Source organism: Streptosporangium brasiliense (genome assembly GCF_030811595.1).
In the GTDB taxonomy this organism is placed as follows: Bacteria; Actinomycetota; Actinomycetes; order Streptosporangiales; family Streptosporangiaceae; genus Streptosporangium; species Streptosporangium brasiliense.
Genome location: NZ_JAUSRB010000001.1, coordinates 1,201,351 through 1,223,154 on the forward strand (window position 1 = coordinate 1,201,351; position 21,804 = coordinate 1,223,154).

23 protein-coding genes and 1 riboswitch are annotated in these 21,804 nt (G+C 73.0%); of the genes, 18 read left to right on the top strand and 5 right to left on the bottom strand.

Going from position 1 to position 21,804, the window contains the following annotated elements:
* Positions 1 to 32: 32 nt before the first annotated feature.
* The 9 genes from J2S55_RS05335 (at position 33) to J2S55_RS05375 (ending at position 7,570) form a co-directional block, all read left to right on the top strand.
* Positions 33 to 476: a tyrosine-type recombinase/integrase gene (locus tag J2S55_RS05335; RefSeq protein WP_306857720.1), complete on the top strand. Its 444-nt coding sequence runs from the start codon at positions 33 to 35 to the stop codon at positions 474 to 476.
* Positions 477 to 489: 13 nt separating this feature from the next.
* Positions 490 to 1,146 carry a ribulose-phosphate 3-epimerase gene (gene rpe, locus J2S55_RS05340; protein WP_306857721.1) on the top strand — a complete coding sequence of 219 codons (657 nt, stop codon included), beginning with the start codon at positions 490 to 492 and terminating at the stop codon, positions 1,144 to 1,146.
* Between the two features lie 163 nt (positions 1,147 to 1,309).
* Positions 1,310 to 2,137 carry an oxygenase MpaB family protein gene (locus J2S55_RS05345; protein WP_306857722.1) on the top strand — a complete coding sequence of 276 codons (828 nt, stop codon included), beginning with the start codon at positions 1,310 to 1,312 and terminating at the stop codon, positions 2,135 to 2,137.
* Positions 2,138 to 2,518: 381 nt separating this feature from the next.
* A riboswitch (FMN riboswitch) is annotated at positions 2,519 to 2,649 on the top strand.
* A gap of 103 nt (positions 2,650 to 2,752) precedes the next feature.
* Entirely contained in the window at positions 2,753 to 3,889 is a 1,137-nt protein-coding gene (gene ribD, locus J2S55_RS05350; RefSeq protein WP_306857723.1) for a bifunctional diaminohydroxyphosphoribosylaminopyrimidine deaminase/5-amino-6-(5-phosphoribosylamino)uracil reductase RibD, read from the top strand.
* Positions 3,890 to 4,507 (top strand): riboflavin synthase, encoded by a 618-nt coding sequence (locus tag J2S55_RS05355; protein ID WP_306857724.1) that lies wholly within the window; start codon positions 3,890 to 3,892, stop codon positions 4,505 to 4,507.
* Complete coding sequence (locus J2S55_RS05360) at positions 4,494 to 5,156, top strand: nicotinamide mononucleotide transporter family protein (protein WP_306857725.1); 663 nt, start codon at positions 4,494 to 4,496, stop codon at positions 5,154 to 5,156. Before J2S55_RS05355 ends, J2S55_RS05360 begins: the two co-directional genes overlap by 14 nt.
* The gene (locus J2S55_RS05365) at positions 5,153 to 6,367 is read left to right on the top strand and encodes a bifunctional 3,4-dihydroxy-2-butanone-4-phosphate synthase/GTP cyclohydrolase II (protein WP_306857726.1); all 1,215 of its coding nucleotides are present in this window, start codon (positions 5,153 to 5,155) and stop codon (positions 6,365 to 6,367) included. The genes J2S55_RS05360 and J2S55_RS05365 overlap by 4 nt, the downstream gene beginning before the upstream one ends.
* Before the next feature lie 55 nt (positions 6,368 to 6,422).
* On the top strand, positions 6,423 to 6,893 hold the full coding sequence (gene ribH, locus J2S55_RS05370) for a 6,7-dimethyl-8-ribityllumazine synthase (RefSeq protein ID WP_306857727.1): 471 nt from the start codon (positions 6,423 to 6,425) through the stop codon (positions 6,891 to 6,893).
* Between the two features lie 218 nt (positions 6,894 to 7,111).
* Complete coding sequence (locus J2S55_RS05375; protein ID WP_306857729.1) at positions 7,112 to 7,570, top strand: PH domain-containing protein; 459 nt, start codon at positions 7,112 to 7,114, stop codon at positions 7,568 to 7,570.
* Positions 7,571 to 8,051: 481 nt separating this feature from the next.
* Here the strand turns inward: J2S55_RS05375 and J2S55_RS05380 are convergent, their stop codons facing one another.
* Together J2S55_RS05380 and J2S55_RS05385 are read right to left on the bottom strand one after the other, a co-directional pair.
* On the bottom strand, positions 8,052 to 9,326 hold the full coding sequence (locus tag J2S55_RS05380) for a HAMP domain-containing sensor histidine kinase (RefSeq protein WP_306857731.1): 1,275 nt from the start codon (positions 9,324 to 9,326) through the stop codon (positions 8,052 to 8,054).
* Positions 9,327 to 9,336: 10 nt separating this feature from the next.
* On the bottom strand, positions 9,337 to 10,023 hold the full coding sequence (locus J2S55_RS05385) for a response regulator transcription factor (RefSeq protein ID WP_306857733.1): 687 nt from the start codon (positions 10,021 to 10,023) through the stop codon (positions 9,337 to 9,339).
* Between the two features lie 98 nt (positions 10,024 to 10,121).
* On the opposite strand from J2S55_RS05385, the gene J2S55_RS05390 reads away from it, so the two are divergent.
* The gene (locus J2S55_RS05390) at positions 10,122 to 10,565 is read left to right on the top strand and encodes a hypothetical protein (protein ID WP_306857734.1); all 444 of its coding nucleotides are present in this window, start codon (positions 10,122 to 10,124) and stop codon (positions 10,563 to 10,565) included.
* A 215-nt stretch (positions 10,566 to 10,780) separates the two neighbouring features.
* On the opposite strand, the gene J2S55_RS05395 is transcribed toward J2S55_RS05390, so the two are convergent.
* Positions 10,781 to 11,449: a potassium channel family protein gene (locus J2S55_RS05395; RefSeq protein ID WP_306857735.1), complete on the bottom strand. Its 669-nt coding sequence runs from the start codon at positions 11,447 to 11,449 to the stop codon at positions 10,781 to 10,783.
* Positions 11,442 to 12,782 carry a TrkH family potassium uptake protein gene (locus J2S55_RS05400; protein ID WP_306857736.1) on the bottom strand — a complete coding sequence of 447 codons (1,341 nt, stop codon included), beginning with the start codon at positions 12,780 to 12,782 and terminating at the stop codon, positions 11,442 to 11,444. Before J2S55_RS05400 ends, J2S55_RS05395 begins: the two co-directional genes overlap by 8 nt.
* A 49-nt stretch (positions 12,783 to 12,831) precedes the next feature.
* On the opposite strand from J2S55_RS05400, the gene J2S55_RS05405 reads away from it, so the two are divergent.
* The 4 genes from J2S55_RS05405 to J2S55_RS05420 are packed head-to-tail and all read left to right on the top strand — an operon-like array spanning position 12,832 to position 16,714.
* On the top strand, positions 12,832 to 13,728 hold the full coding sequence (locus J2S55_RS05405) for an AAA family ATPase (RefSeq protein WP_306857737.1): 897 nt from the start codon (positions 12,832 to 12,834) through the stop codon (positions 13,726 to 13,728).
* Complete coding sequence (locus J2S55_RS05410) at positions 13,712 to 15,001, top strand: vWA domain-containing protein (protein WP_306857739.1); 1,290 nt, start codon at positions 13,712 to 13,714, stop codon at positions 14,999 to 15,001. Before J2S55_RS05405 ends, J2S55_RS05410 begins: the two co-directional genes overlap by 17 nt.
* Positions 14,994 to 16,100: an XdhC family protein gene (locus J2S55_RS05415; RefSeq protein ID WP_306857740.1), complete on the top strand. Its 1,107-nt coding sequence runs from the start codon at positions 14,994 to 14,996 to the stop codon at positions 16,098 to 16,100. The genes J2S55_RS05410 and J2S55_RS05415 overlap by 8 nt, the downstream gene beginning before the upstream one ends.
* Positions 16,097 to 16,714, top strand: a complete 618-nt coding sequence (locus J2S55_RS05420; protein WP_306857741.1) for a nucleotidyltransferase family protein — start codon at positions 16,097 to 16,099, stop codon at positions 16,712 to 16,714. Before J2S55_RS05415 ends, J2S55_RS05420 begins: the two co-directional genes overlap by 4 nt.
* Positions 16,715 to 16,718: 4 nt before the next feature.
* On the opposite strand, the gene J2S55_RS05425 is transcribed toward J2S55_RS05420, so the two are convergent.
* Entirely contained in the window at positions 16,719 to 17,645 is a 927-nt protein-coding gene (locus J2S55_RS05425) for an endonuclease/exonuclease/phosphatase family protein (protein WP_306857742.1), read from the bottom strand.
* A gap of 171 nt (positions 17,646 to 17,816) precedes the next feature.
* Here J2S55_RS05425 and J2S55_RS05430 point away from each other — a divergent pair, with 171 nt between their 5' ends.
* From J2S55_RS05430 to J2S55_RS05440, 4 genes are all read left to right on the top strand, one after another.
* Positions 17,817 to 18,857 (top strand): LLM class F420-dependent oxidoreductase, encoded by a 1,041-nt coding sequence (locus J2S55_RS05430; RefSeq protein ID WP_306857743.1) that lies wholly within the window; start codon positions 17,817 to 17,819, stop codon positions 18,855 to 18,857.
* A 152-nt stretch (positions 18,858 to 19,009) separates the two neighbouring features.
* Positions 19,010 to 19,111 (top strand): putative leader peptide, encoded by a 102-nt coding sequence (locus J2S55_RS48215; RefSeq protein WP_370879592.1) that lies wholly within the window; start codon positions 19,010 to 19,012, stop codon positions 19,109 to 19,111.
* Between the two features lie 78 nt (positions 19,112 to 19,189).
* Entirely contained in the window at positions 19,190 to 20,482 is a 1,293-nt protein-coding gene (locus J2S55_RS05435; protein ID WP_306857744.1) for a dicarboxylate/amino acid:cation symporter, read from the top strand.
* Positions 20,483 to 20,717: 235 nt separating this feature from the next.
* Entirely contained in the window at positions 20,718 to 21,785 is a 1,068-nt protein-coding gene (locus tag J2S55_RS05440; RefSeq protein ID WP_306857745.1) for a M24 family metallopeptidase, read from the top strand.
* The last annotated feature ends 19 nt before the right edge of the window (positions 21,786 to 21,804 follow it).

A 21,804-nucleotide genomic window follows, 5' to 3' on the forward strand; every position in this document is an offset into this window, starting at 1 on the left:
GCCCACGGCGCCGCACATCTGTGACACAGAACTTGGATCACCTGTCACACTGCCCTACCTACGCCGGCGCCCGCATCAGCGAGGTGGTCCGCCTCGACGTCGACGACGTTCACCTCTCGGCCCGCAAGGGGAAACCGCGGTTGTACGGCAAGGGCGACAAGTTCCGCGAGGTCGACATCCACCCCAAGCTCCGTCCCGAGCTGCAGGTATGGCTTGACGGGCGGCCCACCTGGCCCGGAGCCGACGCCGGCCCCGCGCTCTTCCTGAACGCCAAGGGCGGGCGGCTCACCGCCCGCGCCGCCGGCGGCATCATCGCCACGATCGCCCGGCGAGCGGGCCTGGACGATCCCACCGCCGCCCACGTCCTCGGACATACGCTCGCCACAACGCTGGTCCGCGGCAGAACGGATCTCGTTCTCGTCGCCGAGATCCTTCGGCCGCCTGCCGGTGACGGGCGGACGGCGGTCGCGCAATAGACTCGGCCGCATCATGGCCGTACAGATCTCGCCCAGCATCCTGTCCGCCGACTTCGCCCGCCTCGCCGAGGCGGCCGCGGCGGTCCCCAACGCCGACTGGCTGCACGTGGACGTCATGGACAACCACTTCGTGCCCAACCTGACACTCGGTCTACCGGTTGTCGAGTCCCTGCTCAGGGCCACCTCGACGCCGCTCGACTGCCATCTCATGATCGAGGATCCGGACCGCTGGGCCCCGGCCTACGCCGAGGCCGGGGTGGGCAGCGTGACCATTCACGCCGAGGCGTCCAAGGCCCCGGTCCGCACCCTGCGCCAGATCCGCGCCGCCGGGGCCCGCGCCGGCTTCGCGCTGAACCCGGCCACCCCCATCGAGCCGTACGAGGACCTGCTCGGCGAGATCGACATGCTGCTGCTGATGACCGTCGAGCCCGGGTTCGGCGGCCAGAAGTTCCTCGACGTGGTCCTGCCGAAGATCCGCCGGGCCCGCGCCCTGATCGACAAGCACGGCGGCCAGATCTGGCTGCAGGTGGACGGCGGGGTGTCGGAGCAGACCATCGAGCGCTGCGCCGAGGCGGGGGCCGACGTCTTCGTGGCGGGCAACGCCGTCTACGGCGCCGACGACCCGGCCCGCGCGGTGGACGGCCTGCGCTCCCTGGCGGACAAGGCCTGATCCCCCCCGCCGCGCGCCGCCCCGTCCGGCGCCGGGGCCCGTCCGGCCACGGAGCCGCGACGGGCACCCGGTTCCGCGACGGGGCCGTCCCGGTGATGTCATGGTTGTGTCACGTGTCGCTCCCGGCGGTTGGGGTAACCACTCACTTACGAGGAGGTGGTTCATGGACCACGGACTGTTCGGGCCGGGTTCGGTGACCTGGCGGGTGATGGGGGAGCCGATCCTGCTGGTCGGGGGTTTCCGGGCGCTGCTCATGCAGGGGCTGCACCCACGGGCGATGCGCGGGGTCGCGCAGAACTCCGCGCTCATGGACCCCTCCGAGGCGTGGTCCCGCTTCCTGCGCACCACCGAGTTCGTCCGGGTGCGCACCTACGGCACGCGCGCCGAGGTCGCCAAGGCCGGGGCCCGGGTCAGGAAGATCCACTCCCGGCTCACCGCGCTCGATCCCGACACCGGCGAGCGCTTCCGCCTCGACGATCCCGACGCGCTCCTATGGGTCCATGTCGGCGAGGTCGACTCCTACCTGTCGGTCGCCCGCCGGGCGGGGGTGCGTCTGACCGACGAGGAGGCCGACCGGTTCGTGGACGAATGGCGGCGTGCCGCCGAGGTCGTCGGCCTGTGCCCGCAGGACGTGCCCGGTTCGGTCGGTGAGATGCGCGACTACATCCAGGGGCGCCGTCCTGGGCTTTACTTCGTTCCAGAAGTGCCACATCCGCTCCGCCAATCTTTGAGTCAATCCCTCGGTGCGCCGCTGCCGCCGTACCTGCTCCCTCTCAAGCCGGTCATCCCGATGCTGACCGTGCTGGCCTTCGCGACCCTGCCGCGCTGGGCCCGCAGGCTGTACGGCCTGCCCGCCACGCCGCTCGGCGACCTGTGGGCGACGGCCACGCTGAAGGGGCTGCACGCCGGGATCGGCCTGGTGCCCGCCCCGGTCAGGTATGCCCCGGACGCCCGCAGGGCGCGGCGGGTGACGGACGGCCGGGCCGCCTAGCCCGCCCGGCCGTGGAAGGCGTCCGTCCCCGCCCGTCCCGCCCGGGGCGCTCCGTCGGTGGCCGGCTCCTTCCGGCTGTGCGGGAGGTGGGAGGCGCGCCGGCGTGGAGGAGTTTCCGGGGACCGCCCCACGCCGGCGGGAGGGGTGAACAGATCGTGCGACGCCTGGCCGGCGGCTTCAAGTGGATCGAACACTCCCGAACGGTCCCGAACGATCGCGGACGCCCCCGAACGGCCTATTCGCCCCCTACGACCTGCGGATTCACCTGCTTAACCAAGCGCTCGCTTGTTTTCATGGCATAGGGGTGTTCCTCCCGTTTGCCGGACATGGCACACTGATGTACGGGGAGCCTCCCATCAGGGGTGGCGAACCGCTGGCAACAAGCGTGCTCCGGGGTCGGTGAAAGTCCGAACCGGCGGTTACAGTCCGCGACCCGGTCGAATCCATCGACCGGTTGACCCGGTGGAATTCCGGGACCGACGGTTAAAGTCCGGATGGGAGGAAGCGCGCGAGCGGAGTGTGTCTTCGGGCACCCTCCGCTGACTGGGTGCATGCATCCATGATCCCCCGGGGCCCGCCGTGGCAGAGAAAGCTACTGGCGAGTAGGAGACCCGGGTGACTGATCAGGCGCACATGCGCCGGGCGATCGAGCTCGCCGCGCGCGGGCGCGGCACCACCAGCCCCAACCCCGTCGTCGGGTGCGTCGTCCTCGACGCCTCCGGCCAGGTCGTGGGGGAGGGCTTCCACGCCTACGCCGGTGGCCCGCACGCCGAGGTGGTCGCGCTGCGCGCCGCCGGGGAACGCGCCAGGGGCGGCACCGCGTACGTCACCCTCGAACCCTGCGACCACACCGGCCGGACCGGGCCCTGCTCGCTCGCCCTGCTGGAGGCGGGCGTCGCCCGCGTCGTCGTCGCGGTGAGCGACCCCAATCCGGCGGCGGCCGGCGGCGCCGACCGGCTCAGGCGGCACGGCGTGGCGGTCGCCACCGGCGTGCTCACCGGGGAGGCCGAGCGCGGCAACGCCGAGTGGCTGACCTCGGTCCGGCTCGGCCGGCCACACGTCACCTGGAAGTACGCCGCCACGCTGGACGGCCGCTCGGCCGCCGCCGACGGCACCAGTCAGTGGATCACCTCGCCCGAGTCCCGCGCCGACGTGCACCGCCTGCGCGGCGAGGCCGACGCGATCGTCGCGGGCATCGGCACCGTCCTGGCCGACGACCCCCGGCTCACCGTCCGCCGCCCACCGGCACCCTCCGCCGGCGAGGACCCCGCCCCGCCCGCCGGGCAGGGCGCGCCCGCCGCCAGGCCGCTGCTCCGCGTGGTCGTCGACAGCGACGCCCGCACCCCGCCCGCCGCCCGCGTCCTGGACGGCCGGGCGCCGACGCTGGTGGCGGTCGCCGCCGACGCCGACGCCGGCGCGCTCGCGGCCCGGACCGAGGTGGTGCGGCTCGCGCGGCGGCGGCCGTACGGGCTCGACCTGGCCGGGCTCCTGGCCGAGCTGCACCGCCGCCAGATCGTCAGCGTGCTGCTGGAAGGCGGGCCGACCCTGGCGGGCTCCTTCCTGAAGGAGGGGCTGATCGACCGGGTCGTCGGCTACCTCGCCCCGGCGCTGCTGGGCGCCGGGCCCGCCGCGCTCGGCCCGGCCGGCGTCGCCACGATCGCCGAGACCCACCGACTGGAGTTCGAGGATGTCACCCCCACCGGGCCGGACCTGCGTCTGACCGCCCGGCCGGTACCTCTGAAGGAGTTGTGAATGTTCACCGGAATCGTTGAGGAACTGGGCGAGATCGCCGCGATCGAGCCCCTGCGGGAGGCGGCCCGGATGTCGATCCGCGGCAAGGTCGTCACGGCCGACGCCGGGCACGGCGACTCGATCGCCGTCAACGGGGTCTGCCTGACCGTGGTGGAGGTGGACGGCGAGGTGTTCACCGCCGACGTGATGAAGGAGACCCTGGACCGTAGCTGCCTGGGGGCGCTGCGGCCCGGCGACCGGGTCAACCTGGAGCGCGCGGTCCGCGCCGACCAGCGGCTGGGCGGCCACATCGTGCAGGGCCACGTGGACGGGACCGGGACGCTGCTGTCCCGCGAGCCCGCCGAGCACTGGGAGGTCGTCCGCGTCTCGCTCCCGGCCGAGCTGAACCGCTACGTGGTCGAGAAGGGCTCGATCGCGGTCGACGGCGTCAGCCTGACCGTGGCCGGCGTGGACGCCGAGGGGTTCGCCGTCAGCCTGATCCCGACCACCCTGCAGCTCACCACCCTCGGCGCCAAGCAGCCGGGCGACCCGGTCAACCTCGAGGTCGACGTGATCGCCAAGCACGTGGAGAAGCTCGTGGGCGCCTACGGCCTGGGGGCGGGCCGTGAACTGGGCTGAGGCGGGGTTCGAGGTCTTCGGGACCAGGCTCCTCTGGACGGACCTGATCGGCAACGTGGCCGCCCTGGCCACCGTGCTGCTGGCCATCCGCAAGTCGATCTGGACCTGGCCGGTCCAGCTCACCGGCTCGGTGCTGCTGTTCATCGCCTCGGTCAACGCGCACATCACCGGCAACGCCCTCAAGCAGCTCATGTTCGGCGGCCTGGCCGTCTACGGCTGGTGGCGCTGGACGCGCGGCACCCAGAACGGCCGGGAGCTGGCCGTGCGCCCCGCGACGGCCCCGGAGCGGCTCGCGCTGGTCGGGGTCATGGCCGTGGGCACGGTCCTGGTCGCCGTCGTCTTCTACATCACGCAGCTCTCCTGGGGCGCGTTCGTCCCGCCGCCCAAGGGATACCTCCTGGTCGCCGCCGACGCCTACATCTTCGTCGGCAGCGCGGTCGCCACCTGGGCCCAGGGGCGGGCGCTGGTCGACTTCTGGCTGATCTGGATCGCCGTGGACCTGGTCGGCGTACCGCTGGCCTTCAGCTCGGGACTGGTCGTCTCCGGGGCGGTGTACGGGGTGTTCTTCGTGCTCGTCCTGGTCGGATTCTTCAACTGGCTAAAGGAGTACCGGTCGAGGGCCGTACTCGTTCCCAAGGAGGCGGTGTGATCAAGCTGGACCCGATCGAGAGGGCGATCGCCGACATCCGTGATGGCAGGCCCGTCGTGGTCGTCGACGACGAGAACCGCGAGAACGAAGGCGACCTCATCTTCGCCTCGGCGAAGGCCACGCCGGAGCTGCTGGCCTTCACCATCCGGCACACCAGCGGCGTGATCTGCGTGTCGATGCGCGGGGAGGACCTCGACCGCCTCGGCCTGCCGCTGATGGTGCACGACAACAAGGAACGCCTCCGCACCGCCTACACGATCAGTGTGGACGCCCGCGACGGGGTGAGCACCGGCATCTCGGCCTCGGACCGGGCCAAGACGATCCGCACCCTGTGCGACTCGGCGACCGAGCCGTTCGAGCTGGTCCGGCCCGGCCACGTGTTCCCGCTCCGCTACCGCGAGGGCGGCGTGCTGGTCCGGCGCGGCCACACCGAGGCGGCCGTGGACCTGGCCAGGCTCGCGGGGTTGAGCCCGTCCGGCTCGCTGGCCGAGATCGTCAACGACGACGGGACCATGAAGCGGCTGCCGGAGCTGCGCGAGTTCTGCGACGAGCACGACCTGGCACTGGTCTCGATCGACCAGCTCGTGGAGTTCAGGCGGCGCAGCGAGCGGATGGTGACCCGGGTCGCCGAGACGCGCCTGCCGAACAAGTACGGGGTGTGGCGCGCCTACGGCTACGCGAGCGCGCTGGACGGCGGCGAGCATGTGGCGCTGGTCTACGGCGATCTCGAGGACGGGGAGAACATCCTGGTCCGCGCGCACTCCGAGTGCCTGACCGGGGACGTGCTGGGGTCGCTGCGGTGCGACTGCGGGGTCCAGCTCGACCACGCGATGTCGGAGATCGCCGCCGAGGGCCGGGGCGTGGTCGTCTACCTGCGCGGGCACGAGGGTCGCGGGATCGGCCTGCTGGCCAAGCTCAAGGCGTACAGCCTGCAGGACGACGGCAGGGACACCGTGGACGCCAACCTGGAGCTCGGGCTGCCGGTGGACGCCCGGGAGTTCTCCAACGCCGCCCAGATCCTCGCGGAGCTGGGCGTCAAGTCGGTGCGGCTGCTGACCAACAACCCGGCCAAGCTGCGGGGTATGGACGGATACGGCATCAAGGTGCTCGGCCGCGAGCCGATGCCGGTGGCGGCGAACCCCTACAACGAGAAATATCTGGCGGCCAAGCGCGAGCGCCTCGGCCACGACATCCACGAGGAGAACGCATGATCAGGCAGGACGCGTCCGCCCAGGCGCACCCCGGACCGCTGGGCGGGGGGCCGGCATGAGCGGCACCGGCCGGCCGGCGGCGGCGGCCGTCGAGGCCGGGGGACTGGCCGTCGGCATCGTGGCCGCCCGCTGGCACGAGAAGATCACCGACCAACTCGTGGCCCGCGCCGTACAGGCCGGCGAGGACAGCGGCGCCGCCGTGACCGTGGTGCGCGTGGCCGGGACCCTGGAGATCCCGGTCGTGGCCCAGGCCCTGGCCCGGCGGTGCGACGCGGTCGTCGCGCTGGGCGCCGTGATCCGGGGGGAGACCGCCCACTTCGACTACGTGTGCGACTCGGTGACCTCGGGGCTGACCAGGGTCTCCCTCGACGAGGAGACCCCGATCGGCAACGGTGTGCTGACCTGCGAGTCCCTCGACCAGGCCGTCGACCGCTCCGGGCTGCCGGGCAGCCACGAGGACAAGGGATACGAGGCCACCGTGGCCGCGCTGGAGACCGCCCTGCTGCTGAGGGACCTCCGGGGCTAGCCGGCGGGGCCGCAGGCGTGCCCTTCCCTTCCTCCGCCGCACCGCGTGCGGCCCGTCACGCTCCGCGGCGGAGGAGGAAAAGGCGGAAAAGGCGGTATGTCTGGCCTTCCCGTGCGGAGTCATGGCCGGCCGGGTGGTGCGGTAAATTTCATTCGGCACGGTGTCGGCAGTCACACCGGTTGTGACCGGCGATTTTCCCGAAGGATCGTGATCTCCAAGTGAGCCCCGAGAGCGTCTCTCCGCCTGAGCTGCCCGTTGTGTGGCGGCCGAAGAAGGGCCGGATCGTGGCGTACGGCTTCGCGGCGGTGATCGTGCTCGGGGCACTGCTGATGGCGATCTTCCTGCCGCCGCCGTTCACCCTGGTCGACAGGGTCGCCATGGTGGTGCTCGGCGGGCTGATCGCCGGGCTGCTGCACCTGCTGGGGCGCTGCCGGGTGGAGGCGGACGAGCAGGGTGTCACCGTGGTCAACCCGCTGCGGGTGCACCGCTACGAGTGGCCGGAGGTGCTGGGGGTCACGCTGGTGCAGAACGAGCCCTGGGCGAAGATCGACTTCACCGACGGGGCGACGATCGGGGCCGTGGGGCTCCAGGGGTCGGAGAAGGACCGGACCGTGCGGCAGGTGCGCGAGTTCGCCGCGCTCATCCGCGAGCGCGGCGAGGCCGAGGAGACCCGGTAGGACGCCATCCGGGCGAGTGCGGCAGGCGGAGGGCCCGCGGGGCGCTCCCCGGCTCCCGTCGCCGCCGGCGGCCGGCCCGCCGCGGATCCGGCCGCCGCGGAGACGGCCGCGCCCCCACCTCGCAGGGGTGAGGGACACGGCCGCACGCGACGTGATCTCAATCGACAGATAGGTTCCGTTGTCGCCGCTCTGACTGCCGTCCTCCTGGTCGTGGACGTCCTGGTTGCCCTCTCCCGGGCTGCCGCCCCTCCGCGCCGCGGATGTCGCTCCACCGGCTCGGAGGGCTTCCGTGAAGCAGCCGTGTCACCGTCGCCGGCCGCCCGGGTCTTCCGGATCCGGTGGACCCTCCCCCCGGCGTCCCGCGATGTCGGGAGCCCGATGACCTCTCAAGGCTGCCAGGGCGCCGGATAGCGAAACACTGCGGCGTCCCTAACGAATCGTTAAGACGCCGCTGAGCGGGCCGTGCGGACGTGGCGGGGCATCAGGACGCCGCCGGGCCGAACTCCAGGGTGATCTCGGCCCCGCCCGACGGGGACGGGCCCGCCCGCATCCGGCCGCCGGAGCCCTCCGCCGTACGGCGGGCGATGTCGAGGCCCAGGCCGGTGGAGGACCTGCCGCTCGTCCCGCGGTCGACCGGCACCGGGTAGGAGAACCCGGGCCCCTCGTCGGTGATCGTCAGCAGCGCGCCCCCGTCCGGCCCGGGCGCCAGCTCGACGGTGAAGGGCGTGCCGTCAGGAGTGTTGGCGAACACGTTCTCCAGCAGCAGGTCGGCGCAGGCCGCCAGGTCCTGCGCGCTGACCCCGACGGGGAGCGGGGTGCCGGGGATGCGCAGCCGTACCGGCCGGTCCTGGTCCTCGGCGAGCGCCGACCAGAAGGTGACCCGGTCGGTGATCACCGCGGTGGCGTCGCAGCGGGCCACGCCACCGCGGAACCGCCGGGCCTCCCGGATGACCTGGGTGACCATGCGTTCGAGGGTGTCGACGGCCTCCCCCACCCGGGCCGCCTCGTCCTTGTCGCGCAGGGTCTCGGCCTCCAGCCGCAGCGCCGTGACGGGGGTGCGGAGCTGGTGGGACAGGTCGGCGACCGCCTCGCGCTCGCGGGTGAGCAGCTCGCGGATGCGCGTGGCCAGGTGGTTGAGGGCGGTGCCGACGTCGCGGATCTCCGGCGGGCCGGCCGGGTCCACCCGCGCGTCCAGGTCGCCGCGGGCCAGCCGTCGGGAGACCCCCGCGACCTGCCCGACCGGCTGGATCAGCGAGCGGGCGAGCCGGTCGGCGACGACGATGCCGACCGTGAGCAGCGCCAGCCCGATCAGGCCCAGCACCAGCCACGCCCGCCCCACCCCCTGCCGGAGCTGTCCGGTGCTCACGAACGTACGGATGACCGAGGTGCCGCCGGCCCCGCCCTGGACGGCCACCAGGATCTCCCGGCCGGTCGGCGTCTCGACGGTGATGCTGCGCCCGCGCGCGGCCAGCTCGACCGCGCGGTCCCAGGGGGCCGGGACGCCGAGGGAGGTGCGGTCGGGCAGGAAGACCGTGATCGGCGTGCCGTTGGCCCCGTTGACCTGCCGCAGGGTGGTGTCGAGGCTGCCGCGGTCGCCGAGGGCGACCAGGGCGGCCAGGGACTGCGCCTGGGCGGTGGCTTCGGCCGTGGCCCGCTCGGCGGCGACCGTGCTCACCAGCATGGCCAGCGGCACGAGGAAGGCGACCAGGACCAGCGAGGTGGTCGCCACCGCGAGCAGGGCCAGCCGCCGTCTCATCCGGCGGCCCTCATGCTCCCGGGTCGACGATCTTCACGCCGACACCGTGGACGGTCTGCAGGTAGCGGGGGCGCTGGGCGCTCTCGCCGAGCTTGCGGCGCAGCCAGGACAGGTGCACGTCGACGGTCTTGTCGGCGCCGCCGTAGGCCATCCGCCACACCTCGGTGAGCAGCTCGCGCTTGGTGACGACCTGGCCGGGGCGGACCGCGAGATAGTGCAGCAGGTCGAACTCCTTGGGGGTGAGACCCAGCGAGACCCCGTCGAGGGCGGCCTCGCGCGCCGCGGGCTCGATGCGGAGCCCGCCGACCACCACGGGCGCCGTCCCGTCGCCGGAGTCCCGGCCGCGGCGCAGCACGGCCCGGATCCGGGCGTCCAGATGGGCCGCGCTGAACGGCTTGACGACGTAGTCGTCGGCCCCGGCGTCCAGCGCCCGGACGATCTCCGGCTCGTCGTCGCGCGCGGTCGCCACGATGACCGGGACGGCGCTCACGGCGCGCAGCATGCGCAGCACCTCGCAGCCGTCGAGGTCGGGCAGGCCCAGGTCGAGCACGACCAGGTCGGGCCGGTCTCCCACCGCGAGGGTGAGCCCCGGCATGCCCGCGGCGACCGACGTGACGGCGTGCCCGCGTTCGGTGAGCGCCCGGGTCAGCGCGGACCGGACCTGGGCGTCGTCCTCGACGAGGAGCACCTGTGCCACACCAACACGCTAACCTTTCCCCAATCGGCCGGCTGCGTTGACCGCGTCGTGAGGCCCGCTTGGCGGGCCCTTAACGGCGCTGGTGAGACGTTTGTTCGGTGAACAGGCAGGCCCTGCTCGGCCTGGGGGGCTGGCTCGCCGCAGCCGCCCTCACCACGGTGGCCAGCACCTGGGCGGTGTCGCTGATCGGCGTCCACATCACCGGCCAGGTCGTCCAGCCCATGACGTTCAGCGAGGTCGAGCGGGCCCTGGTCAGCGCGACCGGCAACCCCGTCCTGGCCGCTCCCGCCCCGCCCGGCCGGGCCATGGCGACCAGGGAGTTCTCCTACGGCCAGGGGGCCGTCGTCACCGCCTGCGACGCGGGCCGGGCCGTCCTGCTGTCGTGGAGCCCCGCCCAGGGCTACGGCGTCGACAGGGTCGAGCGCGGCCCCGCGCCCGCCGTCTCGGTCGAGTTCACCTCCGGCGGCGAGAGCACGACGATCCGCGTCACCTGCCCGGCCGGCGCGCCGGCGGCGACGACCTGGTCCACCACCGCCGACTGAGGTCTCCCGGGCCGCCCGCGGACCGGGGCCTGCCGGCCGCGGACCCCGGGCGTTCTGGTCTGCCACCGCGGACCTCGGGCGTTCTGGTCTGCCGCCGCGGACCGGGGTCCTCCGGGGCCCGCCCGCGGACCGGGGCCCGCTGGGGCCTGCCGGCCGCGGATCCGGAGCGTCCTGGCCCGGCCGCCGCGGACCGGGCTCCGGGCGCCCGGCGGAGCTCAGGTCTCCTCGGCGAACCGTTCGGCCCGGTCGGTCTCGCCCGCCACGAGCAGGATGTCGCCGCCGTTGACGACCGTGCCCGAGGTGGCGTAGGTGAACCTGCCGCCGGGCTTCTTGATCCCGACCACGGTCACCTCGTACTTCTTGCGGATGCCCAGCTCGCTCAGGGACCTGCCGTCCGCCCACTGGGGAGCCTTGGTCTTGACCAGGGCGTAGTCCTCGTCGACCTCCACGTAGTCGAGCATCCGGCCGGTGACCAGGTGCGCCACCCGCTCGCCCATGTCGTGCTCGGGCTGCACCACGTGGTGGGCGCCGACCCGCTCCAGGATCCGGCTGTGCTGCAGATTGATCGACTTCGCCCAGATGTCGGGCACGCCGAGGTCGGCCAGGATGGAGGTGGTCAGGATGCTCGCCTCGATGTCGTTGCCGATGCCGACCACCGCCCGACCGAACTCGGCGATCCCCAGCTGGGTGAGCGCGTCGGGGTCGGTGGAGTCGGCGCAGACCACGTGGGTGAGCCGCCCGGAGAACTCCTGGACGTTCTTGGGGTCGCTGTCGACCCCCAGCACCTCGACGTCGCGGCCCGCCAGCTCCACCGCCAGCGCACCGCCGAACCGGCCCAGGCCGATCACCACGACCGCGTCGCCGCGGTTCTTCTTGTCAACCAACGAGGGGACGCTCCTCCGGATAGCGGAACCGACGGGTCTGGACGTGCAGCGCCAGCGCGGCGCCGAGGGTCACCGGGCCGAGCCGGCCGATGAGCATCAGGGTCGTCAGGACCAGATGCCCGCTGGTGCCGACATCAGGGGTGATCCCCGTGGACAGGCCGACCGTGCCGAACGCGGAGACCACCTCGAACAGTACGCGGTCGAGCTTGAAGGGGGTGAGCATCATCATGACGAACGTGCCGGCGGCGACCGAGGCCACGCTGAGCAGGGCTATGGTCAGCGCCTGCCGCTGGAGCTGCTCGGGGACGCGGCGGCGCCCGGCCGTGACGTCGGGCTCGCCGCGGAGCTCGGCCAGGATGACGTAGGCGAGCAGCGCGAACGTCGTCACCTTGATGCCGCCGCCGGTGCTCGCGCTGCCCGCGCCGATGAACATCAGCACGTCGCTGATCAGCCAGGTGTTCTCGTGCATCTGGGAGACGTCGACGGAGTTCAGGCCGCCGCTGCGGGTCATGGTGCTGTGAAAGAACCCGGCCATGACACGCAGGCCGGGGGAGAGCGCGCCCAGCGTGCCGGGGTTGTTCCACTCGGTCGCGGTGACGGCCAGGGTCCCGCCGGTCAGCAGGACGGCGGTCATCCCCACAGTGATCTTCGCGTGCAGCGACCAGCGCGACGGGCGGCGCCAGTTCTGCCGGAGCACGGCGTAGACCGGGAAGCCGAGGCCCCCGGCGACCACCGTCAGTGCCAGCGGGAGGCAGATCCATGGATCGGTGACGAACCGCATCATGCTGTCGGGCCAGAGCGCGAACCCGGCGTTGGTGAACGCCGAGACCGCGTGGAAGATCCCGTAGTACACGGCGCGGCCGAGCGGCTCGCCGTACCCGGCGACGAAACGGACGGACAGGATCACGGCGGTCAGCGTCTCGACCACCAGCGTGACCTTGGCGACGCCCGCGATCACCCGGCGCACGTCGCCCGGCCCCAGCGTCTTGGTCTCGGCCTGGGTGTTGAGCCGGGCGCGCAGGCCGAGCCTGCCGGAGACGACCAACGCGAGGATCGAGGCGAGCGACATGATCCCGAAGCCGCCGATCTGCATCAGCACCAGGATCACCAGCTCGCCGAAGATCGTCCAGTGCGTCGCCGTGTCCTGCACGGCCAGTCCGGTGACGCAGACCGCCGAGGTCGCGGTGAACAGGGCGGAGGTCCACGTCCCCGCCCGGTTCTGCTCGACGGCGATGGGCAGCGACAGCAGCGCCGTGCCGCTGAGGACCACCGCGAGGAAGGCGACCACGACGACCCGTGAGGGCGTGTTGATCTGCCGGACCAGGTTCTTCACAGAGGGTGAGAATACGCTCATGTCGCACCTGCGGGCGTAGCCTGAGGTAGTGCTGAGGCGGACGATCGAGGCGTCGGAGGTGCAGTCGCCCGGGCAGTTGACGGAGCTGCTCGACCAGGAGGCTTACCTCGCCGACGAAGGGCTGGCCACGGCGGCGTTCCTCGCGCTGCGGATGGGCCGGCCGCTGCTGCTCGAAGGGGAGGCCGGCGTCGGCAAGACCGAGCTGGCCAGGACGCTGGCCGCGGTGCTGGGGGCGCCGCTGATCCGGCTGCAGTGCTACGAGGGGCTCGACGGTCCCCAGGTGCTCTACGACTGGGACTTCGCCCGCCAGCTCCTGCACCTGAAGGCCGCCGAGGCCGGCGGGGTGACCGACGCCGCCCGGCTGGAGGGGGAGGTCTACGACCGGCGGTTCCTGATCGCCCGGCCGCTGCTCAAGGCGGTCGAGACCCAGCCCAGCGTGCTGCTCATCGACGAGATAGACCGGGCCGACGTCGAGTTCGAGGCGATCCTGCTGGAGGTGCTCTCGGACTTCGCGATCTCCATCCCGGAGCTCGGCACGGTCCGCGCCGAGCGGCCGCCGGTGGTGGTGCTGACCTCCAACCGCACCCGCGAGGTGCACGACGCGCTGAAGCGGCGCTGCCTCTACCACTGGCTGGAGCACCCCTCCTTCGACCGGGAGGTGGCGATCCTGCTGCGGCGCCTGCCCGCCTGCTCCGAGACCCTCGCCGAGCAGGTCGCCAAGGCGGCCGTACGGCTGCGCGGGGCCGGGCTGGTCAAGCCGCCCGGGATAGCCGAGACCATCGACTGGACCGAGGCCCTGCTGACCCTGGGCGCCCGGGAGCTGGACCCCGATCTGGCCGCGGCCACTCTGGGCGCCCTGCTCAAGCACCGGGAGGACCACGAGACCGTGCTCGGGAACGGGATCTTCGGTGACCTCCGCCGCTGACGGCCCCGGCCGGCCGGAGGACGCCCCGGCCGTCGCCGCGGCGGGCTCCAGGGACCCGGCGGGCTCCGGCGCCGCGGTGGCCTCCGAGGACCCGGCGGGCCCCTGCGCCGCGGCGGCTTCCGGGGCTCCGGCGGCCTCTGGAGACCCGGCGGGCTCCGGGGACCCGGCGGGTCCCGGCGGCGCGGGGACGGCACGGGACCTGGTCGCCGTCATGACCGGGTTCGCCAGGACGTTGCGCGCCGCGGGGGTCCCCGCCGACCACGAGAGGACCCAGGGCCTGCTGCGCGCGCTGTCGCACCTGGACGCCGCCGAGCCGCGCGACGTCTACTGGGCGGGCCGGTTCACCCTGTGCGCCTCGGCCGACGACCTGCCCCGCTACGACCGGGTCTTCCACGCCTACTTCGGCGGGCTGCGCGCGGGCCGCCCGAGACCGGCCGCGGTCACCGTCACCCGGCACATCGCCACCATGTCCGGCGGAGCGGGCGACGGCGACGACAGTCCCGCCCCGGTGGCCAGCGCGAGCGCGGCGGAGGTGCTGCGCAACCGGGACGTGGCCAAGCTGACCGGGGCGGAGCTGGCGGAGGTGCACCGGCTGCTCGCCCTGTTCCGGGTGGGGCGTGAGCAGCGCAGGTCGCGGCGGCTGCGGCCGTCGCACCGGGGGCGGCTGGACAGCAGGGCGACGATCCGCGAGACCCTGCGGCGCGGCGGGGAGACCGCCAGGCTCCGCTACCGCTCGCACCGGACCAGGCCCCGCAGGGCCGTGCTGCTGGTGGACGTCAGCGGCTCCATGACCCCCTACGCCGACACGCTGCTCCGCCTGGCCCACGCGCTGGTCAGGTGCGAGCCGCGGGCCACCGAGGTGTTCAGCGCCGGCACCCGGCTCACCCGGCTCACCGCCGAGCTGCGCCACCGCGACCCGGCCACCGCGATGGACGCCGTCTCGCGCGCCATCCCCGACTGGAGCGGCGGCACCCGGCTGGGTGAGGAGCTCAGGAAGTTCCTGACGCTGAACGACGCCAGGGGAGCGGTGGTGGTGATCGCCTCCGACGGATGGGAGCGCGGCGACGTCTCGCTCCTCGGCGCGGAGATGGCCCGGCTGTCGCGGATGGCGCACCGGGTGATCTGGGTCAACCCCCACAAGGGGCAGGAGGGCTACCGCCCGCTCACCGCGGGGATGCGCGCGGCTCTGCCGTACATCGACGACTTCGTGGCCGGGCACAGCCTGGCCGCCTTCGAGGAACTGGCCGCCCTGCTGGGAGGGACGCATGCGTGACGTGCTGTCGCAGATCGTACGGTGGTGGGAGTCCGGGCGGACCTTCGGGCTGGCCACCGTGGTGGACACCTTCCGCAGCGCGCCCCGGCCGCCGGGCGCGTCCATGGCCGTGCTGGGGGAGGAGGCGGAGGGCAGCGTCTCGGGCGGCTGCGTCGAGGGGGCCGTCTACGAGCTGGCCCGGGAGGTGGTCGCCACCGGCACGCCGGTGCTGCAGCGGTACGGCGTGAGCGACGACGACGCCTTCTCGGCCGGTCTGACCTGCGGCGGAATCATCGACGTGTTCGTCGAGCCGGTCTCGCGCGAGACCTTCCCCGAGCTGGGGGCGGTCGCCGCGTCGATGCGGGAGCGCGAGCCGGTGGCGGTGGCGACCGTGCTGGCCGGGCCGGGCGCGGTCGGCGCCCGCAGGGTGGTCTGGCCGGACCGCTCCGCCGGCTCGCTGGGCGTGGCCCGGCTGGACGAGGCGGTGGACGACGACGCGCGGGGCATGCTCGCGCAGGGGCTCACCGGGGTCCGCAGGTACGGCTCGCACGGCGAGCGGCGGCTCGACGAGCTCTCGGTCTTCGTGCACTCCTTCGCCCCGCCGCCCCGGATGCTGGTCTTCGGCGCGATCGACTTCGCCGCCGCGGTGGCCCGGATCGGCAAGTTCCTCGGCTACCACGTGGTCGTGTGCGACGCCCGCCCGGTCTTCGCCACGGCCAAGCGCTTCCCGGAGGCCGACGAGGTGATCGTCAAGTGGCCGCACGACTACCTGACCTCGATCACCGTGGACGAGCGGACCGCGATCTGCGTGCTCACCCACGACCCCCGCTTCGACGTCCCGCTGCTGGAGGTGGCCCTGCGCACCCCGGCGGGCTACGTCGGCGCGATGGGCTCGCGCCGCACCCACGAGGACCGGCTGGTCCGGCTGCGCGAGGCGGGCCTGGAGGAGGCCGAGCTGAAACGGCTCCGCTCGCCGATCGGGCTGGACCTGGGCGCGCGGACGCCGGAGGAGACCGCGGTCTCCATCGTCGCCGAGCTGATCCAGCTCCGCTGGGGAGGTTCGGGACAGCCCCTCACCGACGGCTCCGGCCGGATCCACGGTGACGGGCCGCAGGCGTGATCACGCGGGGGGAGGCCGCCGAGCGGGCGCCGGTCGCGGGGCTGCTGCTGGCGGCCGGCTCGGGCTCGCGGCTCGGCACGCCGAAGGCGCTGGTGGAGTTCGGCGGGGAGCGGCTGGTGGACCGCGGGGTCCGGCTGCTCCACGACGGCGGCTGCCACCCCGTGGTCGTCGTGCTCGGGGCCGCCATCGCGCAGGTGCGCGGGGCGGTGGCCGTACGGAATCCGGAGTGGCGCTCGGGGATGGGCTCCTCGCTGCGCGTGGGCCTGGACGCGCTCCCCGATGAGGTGCGGCACGTGGTGATCGCCCTGGTGGACCAGCCGTTCGTCGGCCCGGAGGCGGTGCGGCGGCTGATCCGGGCCGCCCGGGACGGCGCCTCGGTCGCCGTCGCCACCTACGGCGGGGCGCCGAGGAACCCGGTGCTGATCGCCAGGGAGCACTTCGCGGAGGTCGCCGCGCTCGCCACCGGCGACGTCGGTGCCCGGCCGTTCCTGCGGGCGCACCCTGAGCTGGTCGCCGGCGTGCCCTGCGACGACGCCGGCGACCCGGCCGACATCGACACCCCGGCGGACCTGTCCGCGCTGCGCGCGGCGGGGCGCCCGGCGCAGGCGCCGTGAGCTCTCAGGGGCGCGACAGGGCCGCGCCGCCTGGCGGGTGCTCGCCCAGGCGCAGTGAGGCGACGGCGGCGCGGTGGTCGCTGCCGGCGGCCCGCTCGACACCGGCGCTGGTGGCGGTGAGGCCGCGGTAGAGGATGTGGTCGGGGCGGGTGACCGGGAAGGACGCCGGCCAGGTGAAGCCGAAGCCGGAGCCGGCCTCCTGCTGGGCGTCCGACAGCGGGGGCACCAGCCCGGCCCGCTTGCGGTCGGTGGTGGCGGTGTTGAGGTCGCCGAGCAGGAGCAGGCGCTCGCTGTCGTCCCTTTCGACGATCCTGCGGGCCCGGGTGAGGGTCTCGTCGCGCTGGGCCGTCATGCCGGGGCGGGCCGAGGCCAGGTGCATGACGTAGACGGTCAGCTCCCCCTTGGGGGTCTTGACCACGGCCCGCAGCGCCCGCACCCAGTCGAGGCCGATGTCCGCCTTGCGGGCCTCGACGATCGGGAAGCGGCTCCACAGGCCGACCGTGCTGATCTGGTAGTGGTGCGGGAAACGGGCGCTGAGCGCCTTGGCGGCCGGGCCGCCGCTGGTCAGCTCCTGCGCGGCGACCAGGTCCCGGCCCTTGGCGAGGGCCCGTACGGCCTGCCCCGAGGAGGCGTTGGTCACCCCCACGTTGAGCGTGGCCACCGACAGGTCGCTCGGCCCGCCCGGCGGGGTGCGCAGCACCGTGGGGCCGAACATGACCCCCCACACGGCGGCCGGGAGCAGCGCCGCGACGATCACCTGCCACGAGCGGGTGAACAGCGCCCCGACCAGCAGGACCGGTACGGCGACGCCGAGCCAGGGGAGCAGGCTCTCCAGCACGGGCGTGAACCCGCCCAGCTCCGGCAGGAGCCGGTGGCCGCCGAGGAGCAGGGCCAGCGCCCCCGCCACCACGATGATCGATCGTCTCAGCACACCACGCTCCCTCGTCCGGCGCCGGGGGCTTCCCCCGCCCCGAGATGCGTACGCTACCGGCCCCGCGCCGGGGGTGCGGGGCTTGGTGCTTCGGCGGTGAGTCGATAGCCTTCTCCCCGGAGAGAAACGGAACATCATTCGGTTTCGTCGGCGCGGAAGGACGGTCTCGGGATGCGTATCGGTATGGCCCTGAACTACTCGGGGGGCTTCAAGGAGACGGTGGCCGCGCTGGCCGACTACGAGAAGGCGGGTCTCGACATCGTCTTCGTCGCCGAGGCCTACAGCTTCGACGCGGTCAGCCAGATGGGCTACATCGCGGCCAGGACCGAGCGCCTGCAGATCGCCTCCGGCATCCTGCCGATCTACTCCCGCACGCCCACCCTGCTGGCCATGACCGCCGCGGGCATGGACTACGTCTCCGACGGCCGCTTCACCCTCGGCCTGGGCGCCTCGGGCCCCCAGGTCGTCGAGGGCTTCCACGGCGTGCCGTACACCGCCCCGCTGGGCCGCACCCGCGAGGTCGTCGAGATCTGCCGCCAGGTCTGGAGGCGTGAGCGCCTGACCTACGAGGGCAAGCACTACACCGTCCCGCTCCCCGCGGACCAGGGCACCGGCCTGGGCAAGCCCCTGAAGATCATCAATCACCCCGTCCGTGACCGCATCCCCATCGTGATCGCCGCCATCGGTCCCAAGAACGTCGAGCTCTCCGCGGAGCTGGCCGAGGGCTGGGAGCCGATCTTCTACATGCCGGAGAAGGCCGCCGCCGTCTGGGGCGCCTCGCTGGCCGCGGGCAAGGCCAGGCGCGACCCGGCCCTGGGGGAGCTGGACGTCATCGCCCAGGCGCCGCTGGCCATCGGCGACGACGTGTCGGACTGGCTGGAGCTGGGCCGCCCGATGGCCGCCCTCTACATCGGCGGCATGGGCGCCAAGGGCAAGAACTTCTACAACGACCTCGCCCGCCGCTACGGCTACGAGAAGGAGGCCGAGCAGATCCAGAACCTCTATCTCGACGGCAAGAAGGACGAGGCCGCCGCGCTCGTCCCGCAGGAACTGCTGGAGAAGATGTCCCTGATCGGCTCCGAGGGCCACGTCCGCGAGCGCCTCCAGGCGATGAGGGAGTCGGGCGTCACGACCGTCAACGTCGCCCCGCTCGGCCGTACGCACGAGGAGCGGGTCCGGCTCATCGAGAAGGTGAGGGATCTGGCGTCCTGACGCATCCCCGTGCGGGGTCCCGGCTCCGCCGGGGCCCCCGCCGTCTTTCCGGCCGTGGTCTCCCGCCGGACCGGCCGGTCCCGAACGGGACTCCTCTCCGATTCGAAGTGTGATGTGCATCACACTTCGAATCGGAATATACGCATCGAACGATGATGTTGTACTCCGCCGTGAGGTTCTTCCCGGTGATCGTGTGGCTCGTCGAGCGGCTCCACGTCGACCTGTGCCGTCTCAGCAGCCAGCTCTGTCGCTGAACACCGTTCCCGTCTCCCTTTTCCTCACTCCGCATGTCCGTGTCCGCTCCGGCATGCCCTTCTACGGAGTCCCCGTTCATGAAGAGGTTCTCTTTCTCCCTGCAGTTGCTGCTGGGACTGGTGGTCGGCATAGCCCTCGGGTTCGTCGCCCGCGCCGGTGACGTCACCTGGCTCACCGCCACGCTGACCGAGGTCGGCAAGATCTTCGTCCAGCTCCTCAAACTCGCGGTCCCGCCGCTGGTCTTCACCGCGGTCGTCGTCAGCGTGGCCAACCTGCGCAACGTCAACGGAGCTGCCAGGCTCGCGGGCAAGACACTGCTGTGGTTCCTGGCCACCTCGCTGATCGCCGTGGCCTTCGGCATCGGGCTCGGGCTGGTCCTCAACCCTGGGCAGGGCGTCAACATCGCCACCGAGGGCGCCAAGGCCGTGGACCTGGAAGGCGCCGGCACCTGGGTCGACTTCCTGACCGGCATCGTCCCGACCAACATCGTCACCGCCTTCACCGAGCTCAACGTCCTCCAGATCGTCTTCCTGGGAGTCGTCCTCGGCGCCGCCGCCATGGCCGTCGGGGAGAAGGCGGAGCCGTTCCTCGACTTCAGCCGCTCGGTCCTCGAACTGGTCCAGAAGGCCCTGTGGTGGGTCATCCGGCTGGCCCCGATCGGCACGGCCGGTCTCATCGGCAAGTCCGTGGCCAGCTACGGCTGGGACCTGCTCGCCCCGCTCGCCAAGCTCAGCGCGGGCGTCTACATCGGCTGCCTGCTGGTGCTCCTGGTGAGCTACCCGCTGCTGCTGGCCTTCGTCGGCAAGGTCAGCCCGATCACCTTCTACCGCAAGGCCTGGCCCGCCATCGAGCTGGCCTTCGTCTCCCGCTCCTCGGTCGGGACCATGCCGCTCACCCAGCGCGTCACCACCGACCGCCTGGGCGTGGACCGCGACTACGCCTCCTTCGCGGTGCCGTTCGGCGCGACCACCAAGATGGACGGCTGCGCCGCGATCTACCCGGCGCTCGCCGCGATCTTCGTGGCCCAGGTGTTCGACATCCCGCTCGGGGTCGGCCAGTACCTGCTGATCGCGTTCGTCTCCGTGGTCGGCTCCGCCGCCACCGCCGGTCTCACCGGCGCGGTCGTGATGCTCACCCTGACCCTGAGCACGCTCGGCCTGCCCCTGGAGGGCGTCGGCCTGCTGCTGGCCATCGACCCGATCCTCGACATGATCCGCACCGCCACCAACGTGGCCGGGCAGCTCGTGGTGCCGGTCCTCGTGGCCCGCTCGGAGGGGAGGCTGGACGAGAGCGTCTTCAACGCCCCGCCGCAGCCGCTGGACGAGGCGCCGGCCGCGGTGCTGCGGGGCCCCGAGCCGGTCCCGGCCTGAGCCGTCCGCGGCCGGGCGCCGAGCCTGTCCTGACCTGAGCCGTCCGCGGCCGGGCGCCGTCCGGCGGCCGGCCGCGGGCCGTTCCCGCCCGCCGCCCTCGCGGGGGCGGCCGACCCGGCACGCCGCCGAGCGCGACGTGGACACCCCGCCGGCCGCCTCCGCGGGGGCGGCCGGCTCCGGGGGAGGTGGCGGCCCCCTTTGGGAACGGCCGGCGGCGGTCAATAACATGCGGGACATGACCGTCACCCACGCCCGGCGCCGCGAACGTCTCGCGGCACTGCTCCCCGCTCACGGAGCGGACGCGATCCTGGTCACCCGTGGCGTCAACGTGCGCTACCTGACCGGCCTGGCCAGCTCCAACGCGGCGGTGCTCGTCCGGGCCGACGCCCGTGCCACGCTGGCCACCGACTCCCGCTACGCCGAGGCCGCGCGGCGGATCTGCTCCGACATCGAGGTGGTCGAGGAGCGTGACGTCGCCGGATCCCTGGTCGGGCTGGCCGGCCGGGTCGCCGTCGAGGCCCACCACATGCCCGTCGCCGACTACTTCCGGCTGGGCGAGGGCCTGATGCGCCTGTCCGGCCTGGTGGAGTCGGTGCGCCGGGTCAAGGACGAGGCCGAGATCGACCTCATCCGCGTCGCCTGCGAGCTCACCGACCAGGCGTTCTCCGACGTGCTGCCCCTGCTGCGGCCCGGGGCGACCGAGCGGGAGATCGCCAGGGCGCTGGAGTCCCGGATGATCGAGCTCGGCGCCGAGAAGCCCGCCTTCGACTCGATCGTGGCGGCCGGCCCCAACGGCTCGATCCCGCACCACTCGCCCTCGGACCGGCCGTTGGAGCGGGGCGACCTGGTCACCATGGACTTCGGGGCGCTGCACGAGGGCTACCATGCCGACATGACCCGGACGGTGGCCATCGGCGAGCCCGCCCAGTGGCAGCGCGAGCTGTACGACCTGGTCCGCGCCGCCCAGCGCGCCGGCCGCCGGGCCGTACGGCCCGGCGCCGCCACCGACGAGGTGGACGCCGCGGCCCGCGACCTCATCGCGGAGGCGGGTCACGGGGCGCACTTCGGGCACGGCCTCGGACACGGCGTCGGGCTGGAGATCCACGAGCTGCCGTTCCTGTCTCCGGTGAAGCCAGAGCCCGACAGCGAGCACGCTAGACTAGAGGATCGAGTTCCGGTCACCGTTGAGCCTGGAGTTTACCTCCCGGGCAGGGGCGGCGTCCGCATCGAGGACACGCTCGTGACGCGTGATGACGGACCGGAACTTCTCACACGGACGACCAAAGAGCTGCTTGTCCTTTAGAGCGGCCGTACGCAGGAGA